The sequence below is a fragment of the Microbacterium sp. NPDC089190 genome (assembly GCF_040701795.1).
Taxonomy (GTDB): domain Bacteria; phylum Actinomycetota; class Actinomycetes; order Actinomycetales; family Microbacteriaceae; genus Microbacterium; species Microbacterium galbum.
This window is the reverse complement of the sequence record NZ_JBFBHF010000001.1, coordinates 555,508-570,776: the sequence shown is the minus strand read 5'-3', so window position 1 is coordinate 570,776 and position 15,269 is coordinate 555,508. Positions and strand designations below refer to the sequence as shown.

14 protein-coding genes are annotated in these 15,269 nt (G+C 71.1%); 12 read left to right on the top strand and 2 right to left on the bottom strand.

All coding sequences use genetic code 11. From position 1 onward, the window contains the following. The first annotated feature begins 79 nt into the window (after positions 1-79). Genes AB0230_RS02895 through AB0230_RS02885 form a run of 3 tightly spaced genes read left to right on the top strand, consistent with a single transcriptional unit; the run spans position 80 to position 3,028 of the window. Positions 80-745, top strand: coding sequence for a response regulator transcription factor (locus tag AB0230_RS02895; RefSeq protein ID WP_315993353.1), 666 nt, complete (start codon positions 80-82; stop codon positions 743-745). Continuing rightward, a complete protein-coding gene (locus AB0230_RS02890; protein WP_315993352.1) occupies positions 726-1,994 on the top strand; it encodes an ATP-binding protein in 1,269 nt (422 codons plus the stop codon). Before AB0230_RS02895 ends, AB0230_RS02890 begins: the two co-directional genes overlap by 20 nt. After that, positions 1,991-3,028: a hypothetical protein gene (locus AB0230_RS02885; RefSeq protein ID WP_315993351.1), complete on the top strand. Its 1,038-nt coding sequence runs from the start codon at positions 1,991-1,993 to the stop codon at positions 3,026-3,028. The genes AB0230_RS02890 and AB0230_RS02885 overlap by 4 nt, the downstream gene beginning before the upstream one ends. A gap of 337 nt (positions 3,029-3,365) precedes the next feature. Here the strand turns inward: AB0230_RS02885 and AB0230_RS02880 are convergent, their stop codons facing one another. Then, positions 3,366-3,602 carry an acyl-CoA carboxylase subunit epsilon gene (locus AB0230_RS02880; RefSeq protein ID WP_315993350.1) on the bottom strand — a complete coding sequence of 79 codons (237 nt, stop codon included), beginning with the start codon at positions 3,600-3,602 and terminating at the stop codon, positions 3,366-3,368. After that, a complete protein-coding gene (locus AB0230_RS02875; RefSeq protein WP_315993349.1) occupies positions 3,599-5,197 on the bottom strand; it encodes an acyl-CoA carboxylase subunit beta in 1,599 nt (532 codons plus the stop codon). Before AB0230_RS02875 ends, AB0230_RS02880 begins: the two co-directional genes overlap by 4 nt. Positions 5,198-5,336: 139 nt before the next feature. Between AB0230_RS02875 and AB0230_RS02870 the strand changes: the two genes are divergently transcribed. From AB0230_RS02870 to AB0230_RS02830, 9 genes are all read left to right on the top strand, one after another. Next, positions 5,337-6,119 carry a biotin--[acetyl-CoA-carboxylase] ligase gene (locus tag AB0230_RS02870; RefSeq protein ID WP_366373870.1) on the top strand — a complete coding sequence of 261 codons (783 nt, stop codon included), beginning with the start codon at positions 5,337-5,339 and terminating at the stop codon, positions 6,117-6,119. Positions 6,120-6,199: 80 nt separating this feature from the next. After that, a complete protein-coding gene (locus tag AB0230_RS02865) occupies positions 6,200-6,754 on the top strand; it encodes a PH domain-containing protein (RefSeq protein WP_363393133.1) in 555 nt (184 codons plus the stop codon). 192 nt (positions 6,755-6,946) lie between these two features. Beyond that, the gene (locus AB0230_RS02860; RefSeq protein WP_363393130.1) at positions 6,947-8,080 is read left to right on the top strand and encodes a 5-(carboxyamino)imidazole ribonucleotide synthase; all 1,134 of its coding nucleotides are present in this window, start codon (positions 6,947-6,949) and stop codon (positions 8,078-8,080) included. A gap of 119 nt (positions 8,081-8,199) precedes the next feature. Next, complete coding sequence (gene purE, locus AB0230_RS02855) at positions 8,200-8,667, top strand: 5-(carboxyamino)imidazole ribonucleotide mutase (protein ID WP_315994585.1); 468 nt, start codon at positions 8,200-8,202, stop codon at positions 8,665-8,667. A gap of 38 nt (positions 8,668-8,705) precedes the next feature. Next, on the top strand, positions 8,706-10,130 hold the full coding sequence (locus tag AB0230_RS02850; RefSeq protein WP_366374513.1) for an LCP family protein: 1,425 nt from the start codon (positions 8,706-8,708) through the stop codon (positions 10,128-10,130). Then, positions 10,127-11,230, top strand: a complete 1,104-nt coding sequence (locus AB0230_RS02845; protein ID WP_366373867.1) for a glycosyltransferase — start codon at positions 10,127-10,129, stop codon at positions 11,228-11,230. The genes AB0230_RS02850 and AB0230_RS02845 overlap by 4 nt, the downstream gene beginning before the upstream one ends. Before the next feature lie 60 nt (positions 11,231-11,290). Beyond that, positions 11,291-12,241, top strand: a complete 951-nt coding sequence (locus tag AB0230_RS02840) for a glycosyltransferase (RefSeq protein WP_366373865.1) — start codon at positions 11,291-11,293, stop codon at positions 12,239-12,241. A 61-nt stretch (positions 12,242-12,302) separates the two neighbouring features. Beyond that, positions 12,303-12,836, top strand: coding sequence for a hypothetical protein (locus AB0230_RS02835; protein ID WP_366373864.1), 534 nt, complete (start codon positions 12,303-12,305; stop codon positions 12,834-12,836). Continuing rightward, positions 12,833-15,193, top strand: coding sequence for a VCBS repeat-containing protein (locus AB0230_RS02830; protein WP_366373862.1), 2,361 nt, complete (start codon positions 12,833-12,835; stop codon positions 15,191-15,193). The genes AB0230_RS02835 and AB0230_RS02830 overlap by 4 nt, the downstream gene beginning before the upstream one ends. The last annotated feature ends 76 nt before the right edge of the window (positions 15,194-15,269 follow it).

Genomic DNA, 15,269 nt, shown 5'->3' with positions numbered 1-15,269 from the left:
CGCGGGCGCGCGAGCGAGGACGCGCCGTGCGGGGAAGGTCCTCCTGCGCGGCGGAGGGCAGCGCCGATACGATGACGGAATGACGCGCGTCGCCCTCATCGATGACCACGAGTCGGTCCGGCTCGGGTTGGAGGCCGCCCTCGCGCGCACGCAAGCCACCACGGTCGTCTTCTCGGGCGCGAACGTCGCCGCCTACCTGACGTGGCGCCAGAGCGCGGCCGAGACGCCGGCCGACGTCGTCGTGCTCGATCTCACCCTCGGCGACGGCACCACCGTGTCGGAGAACGTCGACCGTGTCGTCCGCGACGGCTCGAGCGTGATCATCCACAGCGTCGCCGACCGTGCCGGGGCGGTGCGCGAAGCCCTCGCCGCGGGTGCGGCCGGGATCGTGAGCAAGTCCTCTCCCACGCACGAGGTGCTGGGCGCGATCAGCACCGTCGCTCGCGGCGAGCTGCTCGACAACGTCGAATGGGCCAGCGCCGTCGAGGGCGACCGCGACTTCGCCGACGCGCAGCTCTCCGCTCGCGAGCGCGAGGTGCTCCGCCTGTACGCGGCGGGACTGCCGCTGAAGGCCGTGGCCGAGCGGCTCGGGGTGGCGTACTCCACGGCGAAGGAGAACATCACCCGGGTGCGCGTGAAGTACGTGGAGGTGGGGCGACCCGCACCCACCAAGGTCGACCTGCTGAGACGCGCCATGGAAGACGGCATCCTCCAGGATGCGCCAGATGACGTCGGCCGTGGCTGAATCGGACCGGTCGGTGCTCGACGAGGCGTGGGGTCGCATCCCGCACACGCGCGAGAGCCAGGCCGACCAGGGGACATTCACCCAGACGCGCATCGAGCGCGTCATCACGCTCATCGTGGGACCGGGCTCGCTCGTCCTCGGAGCGCAGGCGTTCTTCGCCGCTTTCGGGCCCGGGGATGAGGCGCAGGGGTGGCACCTCCCATTGGTGCTCGGGGTGTTCCTCCCCCTCGTCGCGATGATCATCGCGTGCAGTGTGGGGCGCTTCGCCCGGGTGTTCTCGGGCATCTTCGCGGTGGTGTTCCTGCTGGCCCTCGCGTTGTGGCCGCTCGCGACCGCGGGCGGTCCGGCGCCGGCGCCCACGGAGAACCCCTGGATCTTCTACCTCGTCAACGTGGCGACGGTGTCGACGATCGTCGCGTTCCCCCTCGCGCTGCAGATCGTGTGGACCATCGCCACCCCGCTGCTGTTCGGCGTCGTGCGTCTGCTCCAGGCCGGCGGACAGCCCGATTTCGTGCTCCCCGTCATCCTCGACGTCACGTTCGCCCTCATCCTCGGCAGCGTGCTGCTGACCCTCGGGTGGATGTATCGCTCGATCGCCGCCAACGTCGATCAGGCGCGCGCCGTCGCCGTGTCGAGCTATGCGGCGGCGGCAGCGACCGCGGCCACGGAGCACGAGCGCGTCGCGGTCGCCGCCCTGATGCACGACAGCGTCCTCGGCGCCCTGCTCGCCGCGGAACGCGCCTCCAGCCCGCGCGAACGCACGCTCGCGGTCAGCATGGCACGAGAGGCGCTGACGCGACTCGCCAACGCCGAGAAGGACTCTCTCGAGGGCAGTGACGAGCCCGTTCCCGCCCTGCGCCTCGCCGACGACATCGAGGTCGCCGCTCGCGAGCTGGGCATCGACCTCGTCGTCACCCGGGCCGTGGAGGAGGGAACGCCTCGCGTCCCCGGGCGCGTGGCCCGCGCCCTGGTCCTCGCCGCCATGCAGGCCGTCGCCAACGCCGTGCAGCACGCCGACGCGCAGGGGCTCACGGTCGAGCTGACGGGGGACAGCGCGCCCGGTGGCGTCGCCGTGCGCGTGCGCGACACCGGAGCCGGCTTCGACGTGGCCGCGATCCCCGATGACCGTCTCGGCATCCGCGGGTCGATCAACGCCCGTCTGGCGGCCGTCGGGGGACGCAGCGACATCGACTCGACCTCCGCCGGGACGACGGTCACCCTCGAGTGGGAGAGCGGGGACCGCTGGTGACCGTCCGCTCGGTGCTGTCCGTCATCGGTCTGGCCTTCACCGCCTACCTCGCCGCGAGGGGACTCATCTGGACCTCGCCCGAGACCGTCGTGCGCGGGTGGCTGATCGTGGCCGCTCTGCTCTTCTACCTGCCCGTCACCTGGCTCTGGATCTTCGCCATCGGTGCGCGCGAGCGCACCGACTCGTCGTCGCCGGTCACCTCGCCGGCCAAGCTCCCCGGCTGGGGTGTCGCGCTCGCGTTGATGGCCGCCGTCATCGTGCCGAACGCCCCGTTCCTCGCGGTCACCGAAGCCGGACGTTCCCAGCCCTTCGTGACCTGGGTGATCGGAGCGATCGGCGCCCTCATGACCATCGTCATGGTGCGCCGTCGCCCCATCGTGGCCTGGACCGGGATGGCACTGCTCACCCTGTCGACCTCGCTCTGGTTGGGGCCCCTTCAAGCCCTCAGCCTCGGCCTCGTCGGCTCCCTCATGTGGGTGGCCGCGGCGCAACTGGTGACGATCGCGCTCGATCGTGCCGCACGCGACGCCGAGCGGCTCGCCGAGCTGCAGCAGGCCGCCTCCGCATGGCAGGCGTCGCAGAGCGGACGGCAGCGCGAGCGCCGGCTGCATGTCCAGCGTGCCCTGCAGGCCGCGGGTCCGATCCTCGCCCGCACCATCGAGAACGGTGGCAACCTCCGTGCCGCCGACAAGGAGGCGGCGCGCCGCGCCGAGGCGAGTCTGCGCGACGAACTGCGCGGCAACCGTCTCCTCGATGACGGCGTGCGCGTCGAGATCGAGGCTGCCCGTCGCCGCGGAGCGGCCGTCAGCCTGTTCGACGAGGGCGGACTCGAGGGGCTGCGGGCCGCCGACCTCGACGCCATTCGTACCGAGCTGGCATCCGTCCTGCACGAGTCCGTCTCTCAGCGCGTCATCATCCGCACGTCGCCGCACCACGAGGTCGCGGTGACCATCGTCGGCCGGTCCCAGGGCGACGGCGACGGGGGCGACGACGACGAGGTCGATCTCTGGCGCGAGATCCGCCGACCGCGCTGAGCGCACCCGACGGCCCGCGCCGCATCCCGGCGGGCAGCCGACGCCCGCGCTGAGCGCACCCGACGGCCCGCGCCGCATCAGCGGCACACCCCTCATCCGCCGGTCCGACCGACGCAGAGGGGGGATTCGTCGACGCTGCCGAGGATGAGGGGTGAGGGGCGGCGATGTCGCCTGCCCCCCACCCGGACGAACGGTTACCCGAAAACCGTCCGTGCGGCCGGATCCGGCTCGAAGGAGCGGTCCGACCGAACGCATGATGCGTTCCAGCTCCTCCAGTATTCGCGAGCTGTCCCGCGGCGTCTGTAGGTATTTCGGGGGACACTTTCCGGCCGAACGGTCAGCCGGTGAAGCCGTTCCATCCCGCGTCGCGGTTCAGAGGGGTGCGCAGGCCGCGCGCCGACAGCTCCCAACGCGAACGCGGGGCGTCGTCGGGCGCCGTGGCCTCGGCGACCTCGCGCACGTACGCCTCGCTGACCACGACGATCGCCGCGGCCAACTCCTCCTCGGTCGGTGTGCCGCGCACGACCTCCGCCACGACGGGCGGCAGGCCGGTGTTCGCAGACGCGTCGCTCACAGCGGGATGTTCCCGTGCTTCTTGGCGGGAAGGCTCGCGCGCTTGTTGCGCAGCGCGCGCAGGGCCTTGGCGATCGACACGCGCGTCTGCGCGGGCTCGATGATCCCGTCGAGCTCGCCGCGCTCGGCGGCGAGGAACGGGGATGCCACGTTGTACGTGTACTCGTTCGCGAGGCGCGTGCGCACCGCAGCGACGTCTTCTCCCGCCTCCTCGGCGCGCTTGATCTCGCCGCGGTAGAGGATGTTGACGGCGCCCTGGCCGCCCATGACGGCGATCTCCGCGGTCGGCCAGGCGAGGTTGATGTCGGCGCCCAGCTGCTTGGAGCCCATCACGATGTACGCGCCGCCGTAGGCCTTGCGCAGGATCACGGTCACGAGGGGGACGGTGGCCTCGGCATAGGCGTAGAGCAGCTTGGCGCCGCGGCGGATGACGCCGGTCCACTCCTGGTCGGTGCCGGGGAGGTATCCGGGCACGTCGACGAGGGTGACGATCGGGATCGAGAACGCGTCGCAGAAGCGCACGAAGCGCGAGGCCTTCTCGCCCGCGTCGATGTTGAGCGTCCCGGCCATCTGCGAGGGCTGGTTCGCGATGACGCCGACGGTGCGCCCCTCGATCCGCCCGAAGCCGATCACGATGTTCGGCGCGAACAGCGGCTGCACCTCGAGGAACTCCCCGGCATCCACGATCCCGTCGATCACGGTGTGGATGTCGTACGGCTGGTTGGGGGAGTCGGGGATGACCGTGTTCAGCGAGCGGTCGGCATCCGTCGTCTCGAACTCGAACGGCGTCTCGTAGACGGGGATCTCGGCGAGGTTGTTGTCGGGCAGGTAGCCGATGAGACCGCGCGCGTAGTCGATCGCGTCGTCCTCGTCGTCGGCGAGGTAGTGCGCGACGCCGGAGCGGGTGTTGTGGGTGAGCGCCCCGCCGAGCTCCTCCATGCCGACGTCTTCGCCGGTGACGGTCTTGATGACGTCGGGGCCGGTCACGAACATCTGGCTCGTCTTGTCGACCATGATGACGAAGTCGGTGAGGGCGGGGGAGTACACCGCGCCTCCCGCGGCGGGTCCCATGATGATCGAGATCTGCGGGATCACGCCCGAGGCGGCGGTGTTCAGGCGGAAGATCTCGCCGTACTTGCCGAGGGCGACGACGCCCTCCTGGATGCGGGCGCCGCCGGAGTCGAGGACGCCGATGATCGGGATGCCGCTGCGCAGCGCGAGCTCCATCACCTTGATGATCTTGTCGCCGGCGACCTCGCCGAGCGATCCGCCGAAGGTGGAGAAGTCCTGCGCGTACACCGCGACCGTGCGGCCGTGGATGGTGCCGGTGCCCGTGACGACCGAGTCGCCGTAGGGGCGGGACTTGTCCATGCCGAACGCGGTGGTGCGATGGCGCACGTACTCGTCGAGCTCGACGAACGAGCCCGGGTCGACCAGCATCTCGAGGCGCTCGCGGGCGGTGAGCTTGCCCTTGGCGTGCTGCTTCTGGCGCGCGGCGGCTTCGGCATCGACGACCGCCTCCTGGAACCTGCTGCGCAGGTCCGCGATCTTGCCGGCGGTGGTGAAGAGATCGGGCTGGTCGGTCACGCTTTCCACCCTAGCGACCGCACCGGCACCGGCGTTGGAGGGTGCGCACAAGCGAATCGTCCGCGGGCTGTGGCATCCGGCCATCGGTGGTGTCGGTCGTCGCACGCAACCGGATGCCGCCGCGCCGCCGTTTCCCTAAGGTGTGGACATGCCGATCCCCGCGTCCGGATACCCCCGCACCGCCGACATCAGCCCCCGCGTCCAGGTGGTGACGACCACCGATTCGACCAATGCCGACGTCGTGGCCGCCGTCACCGCCGACCCCGCCGGCTGGCCCCACCTCTCGTTGCTCGTCACCGATGACCAGCGCGCGGGCCGGGGGCGCCTCGACCGCACGTGGACGGCGCCGGCGGGCACAGCGCTCGCCGTGTCCGTCGTGGTCGACGCGTCCGGCATCCCGATGTCGTCGCGCGGGTGGATCCCGCTGGCCGCGGGGGCGGCCATGACCCGCGCTGTCCGCGCGCAGCTGACCGGCCACGGCGGCAGCGCCGAGCTGAAGTGGCCGAACGACGTGCTCGTGGACGGCGCCAAGATCTGCGGCATCCTGGCCGAGGCGGTGCCGGGCACGTTCGACACGGTGGTGGTCGGAGCGGGTGTCAACACGCGCATGTCCCGCGCCGATCTCCCCGTGACGACCGCGACGTCGTTCCCGGCGATCGGGGCGGAGTGCGACGACGACCGTTTGATGGCCGACTACCTCGGCCACCTGCGCGACAGCCTCGCCGCCCTCGCATCCGGAGACGTCGCGGGCGTGCACCGCGACATCGAAGGGCTGTGCGCGACGGTCGGGCGCGAGGTGACGGTGTCGATGCCGGACGGCACGACGGTGCAGGGGCGCGCCGAGCGACTCGACGACGACGGTCGCCTCGTCGTCGCCGTCGGCACGATCGAGACGGTCGTGGCCGCGGGCGATGTCGTGCACGTGCGCTGACGCGGTGCCGCGCTGCTCCGCCGCGCCCGCCGCCCGCGTGTGCGCCGCGATCGTCGGCCACGGGGTCGCACAATGAGAGGGTGACCCAGCCGTCGAGCTCGATCGGGCGCCCGCGCATGCCGGCGCCGGGCACGAACGCGCCCGAGCTGCGCATCGCCCGGCTGCACGCCCATGCCCGCGGGCTGTTCTGGTCCGCGCTCGTGCTCATCGCCGTCGCGGGGGCGACCGCCTACTTCTACGACAACCTCCCCGCGCCGTACGAGAACTGGATGCTGCTGACCGCCGCCGCGGTCGTCATCCTGCTGCTGGTCGTCATCCCGTTCCTCGTGTGGCTCTCCCACACGTGGACAATCACGACGCGCCGCGTCATCGAGCGCTCGGGGCCGTTCGGCTCGACCCAGCGCGAGATCTCCCACGTGCGGGGCTACGCGATCCAGATGCGTCGCGGCCTCCTCCAGCGCCTCTGGGGTGCGGGGACGTTGTCGCTGTCGAACGGCGTCGAGCCCCCGCTGCGCCTGAAGAACATCCCGCACGCCGTGCTCGTGCACGAGACGCTGGTCGATCAGGTCGAGGTCAACCAGATCCTCGCCCACCGCGATTCGCAGACCTTCGGCTCGGGCTCCGTCGGCCTCTGACTCGAGGGGGCCCGGTCCCTTCGACGGGCTCAGGCGTCGAGCGGAGGTGGCTGAGCCCGTCGAAGCCGCCGGGCGTCGCGTCCGCGCCCCCGGAGCCGGGCTCGGCATCGGCGCTTCCCGACGCCCCGGGGCGGCCCCGGCTCGCGCGCGCGCGGACGTCCCGACAGAATGGATGCCGACGGAAGGAGCGGCATGGCGCTGCGAGTCGGAGTGGTCGGTGGCGGGCAGCTGGCGCGGATGATGATCGCGCCGGCGGTCGAGCTGGGCGTCGAGATCCGCGTGCTCGCCGAGCAGGAGGGCATGTCGGCGGCCCTCGCCGCAACCGCCGTCGGCGATTACCGCGACGCCGAGACCGTGCTCGCGTTCGCGCGCGACGTCGACGTCATCACCTTCGACCACGAGCACGTCCCGCAGGACGTCCTCGCCGCCCTCGTCGACGCGGGCGTCGCCGTGCACCCCGGCCCCGCGCCCCTCGGCGTCGCGCAGGACAAGCTCGTCATGCGCGCCCGCATGGCCGAGCTGGGCCTGCCGCAGCCCGACTGGGCCGCCGTCGCGGACTCCGCGGCGCTCCAGGAGTTCCTCGACGCCCATGGCGGTCGCGCGGTCGTCAAGACCCCCCGCGGCGGATATGACGGCAAGGGCGTGCGGGTCGTATCGGCCGCGACCGAGGCCGACGACTGGTTCGCCGCCCTCGCGGAAGACGGCAACGGGGGGTCGCTGCTCGTCGAGGAACTCGTCGACTTCACGCGCGAGCTCGCCCAGCAGGTCGCCCGTCGCCCCTCCGGCGACGTCCGCGCCTACCCGGTCGTCGAGACCGTCCAGCGCGACGGCGTGTGCGCCGAGGTGGTCGCCCCCGCCCCGCGCGCCGACCAGCGCGTGCAGCGCGCGGCCGCCGAGATCGGTGTCGCGGTCGCGGAGGGCCTCGGGGTGACCGGCATGCTCGCCGTCGAGCTCTTCGAGACCACCGACGAGCGCATCCTCATCAACGAACTCGCCATGCGTCCGCACAACAGCGGGCACTGGACGCAGGACGGGGCCGTCACGAGCCAGTTCGAGCAGCACGTGCGCGCGGTCCTCGACCTGCCCCTCGGATCGACGGATGCCGTCGCCCCCTGGACCGTGATGATCAACGTGCTGGGCGGGCCGGCGGAGGGCACGCTCGAGGAACGCTTCCCCGCCGCCATGGCCGCTCACCCGTCGGCCAAGATCCACACCTACGGCAAGGCGCCGCGGCCGGGCCGCAAGGTCGGGCACGTCAACGTCGTCGGCGACGACCTCGACGACGTCGTGTACGAGGGCCGCGCGGCCGCGGCCTTCTTCGACTGAATGGGCGACCGACCGGCACTCCTGAGCGCGCCGTTCCGCGATCTTCCAGCGAGCCCCCCTAGCCTGGTGCGGTGACCCGGCCGCTGCATTCTTCCGAGACGCCCGTGGTCGGCGTCGTCATGGGCTCCGACTCCGACTGGCGGGTGATGGATGCCGCCTCCGCCGTGCTGACGGAGTTCGGCATCCCGCACGAGGTCGAGGTCGTCTCCGCCCACCGCACCCCCGACAAGCTCATGCGATACGGACGCGAGGCGCGCGGCCGGGGGCTCCGCGCCATCATCGCCGGGGCCGGGGGAGCGGCGCACCTGCCGGGCATGCTGGCATCCGTCACCGCCCTCCCCGTGATCGGCGTCCCGGTGCAGCTGGCGACCCTCGACGGGCTGGACTCGCTGCTCAGCATCGTGCAGATGCCGGCCGGCATCCCCGTCGCGACCGTGTCGATCAACGGCGCGAAGAACGCCGGGCTGTTGGCCGCCCGCATCCTCGGCAGTGCCGACGCAGAGCTCGCGGAGCGCGTGGAGGCATACGCCCGAGACCTCGAGGCCCAGGTCGACGAGAAGAACCGGCGTCTGAAGGACTCGCTGTGACCCTCGCAGCGCCCGCCCGCCCGCGCGCGCACGCGCCGATGATCGAGGCGCGGCCGCTGCGCAACCCCGACGCGTCGTCGGTCGAGGTCATGACCCGCCGCGGCTGGTGGCTCGTCGTGCTGAACCTGCTCATCCCCGGGTCGGCGCAGGTGCTCGCCGGCAACCGGCGCCTCGGTCGCTTCGGACTCGGCGCCACCCTCGCGCTGTGGACGCTGCTCGTGCTGGCGGGCCTGGGGGCGATCCTGTGGCCGACCGGCCTCTTCACCCTCGCGACCGGCTCGTTCTTCCCCGACTTCCTGTCGTGGTTCCGACCCCTGCCGTTGACCCTCGTGCAGGTCGTGATCGCCGCCTACGTCGTGCTGTGGGTCGTGCTCACCATCGACACCCTGCGCCTGATCCGCCTGGTCAAGGTCGGTCCCCTCTCGCGCGTCGCCCTCGCGATCGTGTCCGTCGGGATGCTGGTGCTCACCGGTTCGGGAGCCGCCTGGGCGGCTCAGATCGCGGGGAGCACCCGCGACGCGTTCTCGACGCTGTTCGCGCAGTCGGCCCCCGTCGTGCCGCCGTCCGACGGCTACTACAACATCCTCCTTCTCGGCGCCGACTCCGGCGAAGGTCGCGATTCGATGCGTTTCGACAGCATCTCCGTGGTCTCCATCAACGCCGCCACCGGCGCGACGACGATCACCGGAATCCCGCGCGACATGCCGCACTTCCCCTTCGCCCCGGGGCCCATGCAGGACAAGTACCCGGACGGACACACCGGATACGCCAATGCGACGTGCGGCTGGGGCAGCGGCATCAACCAGCTCAAGACCGAGGTCGAGATCTGCCAGGACGGCAACGCCCTCTACCCCGAGGCCGCGGCGCACGACTCCGAGCCCGGGATCGAGGCGACCAAGGACGCCGCCGAGGGCATCATGGGCATCCAGATCCCGTACTACGTGCTCATCGACATGAAGGGCTTCGCCGACGTCATCGACGCCCTGGGCGGGGTCGACATCAACGTCCAGGAGCGCCTGCCCAAGGGCGGACCCGCCTACGACGGCCAGCCGGTGGACGACTGGGCATTCGGATGGATCGAACCCGGTCAGCAGCACATGGACGGCGACACCGCCCAGTGGTACGCCCGCTCGCGTTACACCACGAGCGATTTCGACCGCATGCGTCGCCAGCGCGAGTTGCAGGAGGCGATCCTCGCGCAGTTCACGCCCCAGAACGTGCTCGCGCATTTCCAGCAGGTGGCCACCTCGACCACGAACATCCTTCAGACCGATCTGCCGCAGAGCCTCATCGCCCCGACACTGGTCGATCTCGCCCTCAAGGCGAAGGACCAGACGGTCGGCACCCTCGAGCTCACCCCCGCGGGCGGCGTCGACGAGTTCGACCCCGACTACGCGCAGGTGCAGCAGATGGTGAAGGACGCCCTGCACCCGCCGACCGAAACGGAGAGACCCGCGCCGTGACCGTCACCCTCCGCGTCGTCCTCGATCAGCTCGTCGCCCCGACCTCCCGCGACCTCGCCGAGGCCTCGGCATCCCTCACCGAAGCACTCATCGCGACGGCGCCACGAGGCTGCGACGTCGCGGCGATCGTGCCCGCCCCCGGCCTCGCCGACGATCAGACGATCGAGGGGCTGAGCTCCGAGACGCGGCTGGCGGTGCGTCGCCGCGAACTCGCGGCGTCGTGGCAGTTGGGGGTGGCCCCGGGGATCGGCAAGGGGCTCATCCACTCCCCGACGGCGTTGGCCCCGCTGGTCCGGCACGACCGGGTCAACGAGACGCACCAGATCGTCGTGACGCTCTGGGACCTGCGGGCGTTCGAGACCCCCGACGAGCTGCCGAGGACCGAGAGCCTCGCCGCGCGGGCCCTGCTCTCGCGCGTGGCGAAGCACGCGGACGCGGTGATCGTGCCGACCCACGCGATGGCCGACCGGCTCGCCGAGACGGCCAAGGCGAAGCTCGTGAAGAAGGTCCGCGTGATCGGCGGTGCTCCCGCCGCGGGACTCCGCGTGCCCTCGGATGCCGTGGGGCGCCTGCGCGCCCTCGATCTGCCGTCGACGTTCGTCGCCACCGCGGGAGGCGTCGCCGCCTCCGACGACCTCGCCCACGCCTTCGAAGCGGTCGTCTCGGCGGGCTGGGACGGCGACGTGGTCGTGCTCGACGTGCCGGACGGGGAGGAGCCCGGCGTGGCCGACTTCGCGGCGGCGGCCGGCGTGGCGGAGACACGCGTTCACGCGCGCGGTTCGCTCGACCGGTGGGACCGCGCGGCCGTGCTCTCGCACGCCGCGGCGTTCATCGCCCCGTGCGCCCGCACCGACTGGCCCTGGCGGGCGGTCGATGCGCTCGCGCTCGCCGTTCCCGTCGTGGCCGTCGACACCGTCGCGCACCGCGAGGTGCTCGACGACGCGGCGGCCTATGCGGCCCCGGAGGAACTCGGCGAGGCCCTCGCCCTCGCCCTGGGCGACGAGGCGGAGCGTCTGCGCGTGCTCGCCGGTGACCGCGCGAAGGGGTTCGCCTGGGCAGCCGCGGCCGAGCGCGTCTGGGCCCTGCACGCGGAGCTGTGATCGATCGACCTCCCGCGAGGCTCCCGCGACCGCGGACGAGGCGACCCTAGGCTTCGACGTATGCCTGCTCGCGTCGGGATCGTCGTCCGCACCCGCCACCGTCCCGGATTCCTCCGCGGTGCGCTCGCCGACATCGCCGCGCAGACCTTCGCCGACCGGCGGGTCGTGGTCGTGAACGACGGCGGCGTCGCCGCCGAGGTCGACCGCGTGGTCGCGGAATCCGGCCTCTCGCATGTCGAGATCGTGCACATCGCCGACGGCGACGGCGGTCGCTGCGTCGCCGCGAACACGGGCGTGCGCGCACTCGACACCGACCACGTCGTGCTGCACGACGACGACGACCGGTGGCATCCCGAATTCCTCTCCCGTACCGTCGCGTGGCTCGACGCGCACCCCGACGACGCGGGCGTCGCGGTACCGACCGAGATTATCTACGAGGAGCAGCGCGACGGGGACTGGGTCGAGGTCGGGCGCGCGCCCTTCTGGGCGGGGATGCAGCGGGTCTCGCTCACCGAGATGATGAGCATCAATCGCATGGTGCCGATCGCGGTGCTGTACCGCCGTGCCGTGCACGCCGAGGTGGGCTGGTACGACGAGACGCTCGACGCCGTCGAGGACTGGGACCTCTACCTGCGCATCCTGCGCGTGCACGGGATCGGCTTCCTCCCGGGCGAGCCCCTCGCCTTCTGGACGCAACGACCGGATGCCGTCGGCCTCGACGCCAACAGCATGTTCGGTCTGGCCGCGGAGCACGCGCGCGACGACGCCCTGGTCCGCGACCGCGCGCTGGCGGAGTGGGTGCGCCGGGAGGGCGCCGGGCTCCCTCTCTTCGTCGCCGCGTCGCAGGCCGAGCTGGCGGCTCACGTCGACCGGTCTATCGAGGACGCCGTGGAGCGGATCGTCGAGCGGCTGCGCACCGACATCCGCGACGACGTCCGGCGCGAGATCGACGCGCATCAGCCGGTGATGTCGCGGGTGCGGCGGGTGCGGCGGACCCTTCGGCGCGGGTAACGAGCCGGTGTCGCGCGGCGTGGCAGCGGGACCGGAGGAGCAGCGCCCGCATAATGATCGCGTGAGCCACACCACAGCCGCTGCCCGCTCGTCCCGCTCGCGTCGTCTGCGGACGACCCTTCCGGTGCTCATGGTCGCCGGCCTCGTCGGGCTGTCGGCGTGCGCGACCCCGGTCGGAGGGGTGAGCCCCTCCGCGACGGCGACGGCGGCATCCGCAAGCCCCTCGGCCTCGCCGACGAGCACCCCCACGGGAACGCCCTCGCCCTCGCCCTCCGCCTCCGCCTCCGCCACACCGGGGACCGTCTACAACGGCGAGATCCTGATCGTGACCTCCGAGGTGCGCGACGGCAACCTCGAAGTGAGCGCGATGGTGCCGGGCATCTCGGAGTCCGGTGGGACGTGCACCCTCACCGTGGATTCCACCGGCGCCACGGCGTCGGTCGAAGCGAACGAGGGTAAGGACGTCACCTACTGCGGATTGATGTCGATCGCGGTCGGCGGTGACGCGCCGGAGGATCTCGCCTTCCACGTGTCCTACGCGTCGCGGGCGCTCCAGGCGCAGTCGTCGATCACGACGATCGAGCCGACCCCGTGACCCGCCCGGTGGCTCGTCGTGTCGCGGCCATCCTCGCGGCATGGGCGTGCGCCATGGCCCTCCTCGTCGCGCTTCCGGCGACCGTCGCTCCCACCTCATCGGCGGCAGCCGCGGACGCCGCTGACTGGAACCCGGGCAACATCATCGACGATGCCGTCTTCTACGACGGCGACGCGATGACGGCGGGGGAGATCCAGACCTTCCTGAATGGCAAAGTCCGAACCTGCCAGTCGGGGTACACCTGTCTCAAGGACTACCGCCAGAACACCGACAACCGTCCCGCGGACAAGTACTGCAACGGCTATGCGGGGGCGCCGAACGAGAGCGCCGCGACGATCATCGACAAGGTGGCGCGGTCCTGCGGCATCAGCCAGAAATCGCTGTTGGTGCTCCTGCAGAAGGAGCAGGGGCTGATCACCTCCACGGCCCCCTCCGAGTGGAACTACCTCGCGGCGACCGGTCAAGGCTGCCCCGACACCGCCCCCTGCGACTCGTCGACCCAGGGGTTCTTCTACCAGGTCTATTACGGCGCCCGGCAGTTCGAGGTCTACCGCCTGAATCCCACCTGGTGGGGCTATCAGTCCGGTCGGTGGAACAACATCCTCTACAACCCCAACGGTGGATGCGGAACCCAGCGCGTCTTCATCGAGAATCAGGCCACGGCCGGGCTCTACATCTACACCCCCTACGTGCCGAACCAGGCCGCGCTGAACAATCTCTACGGCACCGGCGACGGATGCTCGGCATACGGCAACCGGAACTTCTGGCGCACGTTCGTCGACTGGTTCGGCTCGACCCGGTACACGCCGAAGCTGCCGCAGTACGGGGTGGACCCGTCCGTGGTGGCGGTCGATGCGTCGGGGAGCGTGTTGTCGTACCCCTTCAAGAACAGCGCGTGGGGGGCTCGCGTGCGCACCGCCGGGGGAATCGCCAGCACGGATCGGGTTCTCGCCATGGGCGATTTCGACGGCGATGGTCGTCGCGACATGATCGTCATCGACAAGGCGAAGAAGGTGTGGTTGCGCCCGCTCGCGGAGCAGGGCAACGATCTGGCACCCAAGCGCATCGACGTGAACTGGTCGGACGCGCCGTTCATCAGCGCGGCGGGCGATGCCGACGGCGACGGCATCCCGGACGTCTATACGACGACGAAGGACGGGCGGTTGCTGTTCTGGAAGGGAACCGGCTACGGGACCTTCGCGGCGGCACGTCAAGTCGGAAGCGGCTGGATCGGCTACACCGCCTTCGTCAGCGGCTCCGACATCACCGGCGACGGCGTGCCCGACCTCCTCGCGCGCGACGACTCCGGCGCGCTGTGGAGTTACCGGGGTGACGGCAAGGGCGGGTTCCGCGACGGCCGGGATTATCTCGGCGGCGGGTGGGACGTCATGAAGACGATCCTGATGCCCGGTGACTTCACCGGAGACGGCCCCGGGGACATTCTCGCAGCGGACAAATCAGGCGTGCTGTGGGCCTACGCCGGCGGGAACAACGGCAGCTTCAGCCGGGTGAGCTCTCCCGTCGGCAGCGGATGGTCGGTCATGAGCGTCGTCACGAGCGAGGGACCCCGGCCGGGGTGGCGCAAGTCCTTCCCCGGCGGCGCCGGTGACCTCACCGGCGACGGCGCGGGCGACGTGGTCGCCGTGTCGAACAAGGGTGTGATGAGTGTCTACCCCGGAAACGGATCAGGCGGTTGGCTGGGTCCCATCCAGGTCGACGCCAAGTGGGGAACGTCGAAGATCGTGCCCCTGGGTGACTTCACGGGCGACGGCCGTGCGGACCTCGGACGCATCACGGGCGACGGCACTTTCCAGCTGCTGCGCGGCAAGGGCGACGGGACTTTCGAGAAGCCCACGACGATCGGCAGTGGGTGGAGCGGATTCGGCCTGGTGACCGGTGGCATCGATTTCGACGGAGACCGTCGTGTGGACGTCGTCGCCCGTGACGCTTCGGGAGGGTTGAAGCTCTACCGTGGCGACGGGATGGGAGGATGGCTGACCGGCCAGGGTCAGCCCATCGGCATCGGGTGGAACGTCATCGACTCGCTCTCTGCGGCCGGCGACGTCGACGGAGACGGTGTCAACGACTTCATCGCACGCCGCACAGACGGGACGCTGTGGATGTACGGCACCGACGGGCGGGGGAACTGGGGATCGATCCGACAGATCGGTACCGGTTGGAACGTCTTCGGAGCCGTCTTCAGCCCGGGGAACTTCGACGGCTCCGGTGGACCGGACGTGCTCGGCCGTGCGTCGAACGGCAACCTGTTCCTCTATCGCGGAGACGGCGGGGGCGGATGGCAGGGCGATCGGGTGCTCGCGGGAATCGGGTGGGGAGTGATGTCGCAGATCCGCTGAGTTACCGCTCGTCGGGTGGGCTGGTGCCGTTCGCGGGATTCCGCCGCATCGACGACACTGGAGAGTCGGCCTTTTC

Excerpts from the sequence above, each read along its gene's own strand:
- AB0230_RS02895 (WP_315993353.1), top strand. The coding sequence starts at position 80 with ATGACGCGCGTCGCCCTCATCGATGACCACGAGTCGGTCCGGCTCGGG.
- AB0230_RS02890 (WP_315993352.1), top strand. The coding sequence starts at position 726 with ATGACGTCGGCCGTGGCTGAATCGGACCGGTCGGTGCTCGACGAGGCG.
- AB0230_RS02870 (WP_366373870.1), top strand. The coding sequence starts at position 5,337 with ATGCCGATCCCCGCGTCCGGATACCCCCGCACCGCCGACATCAGCCCC.
- AB0230_RS02860 (WP_363393130.1), top strand. The coding sequence starts at position 6,947 with ATGGCGCTGCGAGTCGGAGTGGTCGGTGGCGGGCAGCTGGCGCGGATG.
- purE (WP_315994585.1), top strand. The coding sequence starts at position 8,200 with ATGGGCTCCGACTCCGACTGGCGGGTGATGGATGCCGCCTCCGCCGTG.
- AB0230_RS02850 (WP_366374513.1), top strand. The coding sequence starts at position 8,706 with ATGATCGAGGCGCGGCCGCTGCGCAACCCCGACGCGTCGTCGGTCGAG.
- AB0230_RS02840 (WP_366373865.1), top strand. The coding sequence starts at position 11,291 with ATGCCTGCTCGCGTCGGGATCGTCGTCCGCACCCGCCACCGTCCCGGA.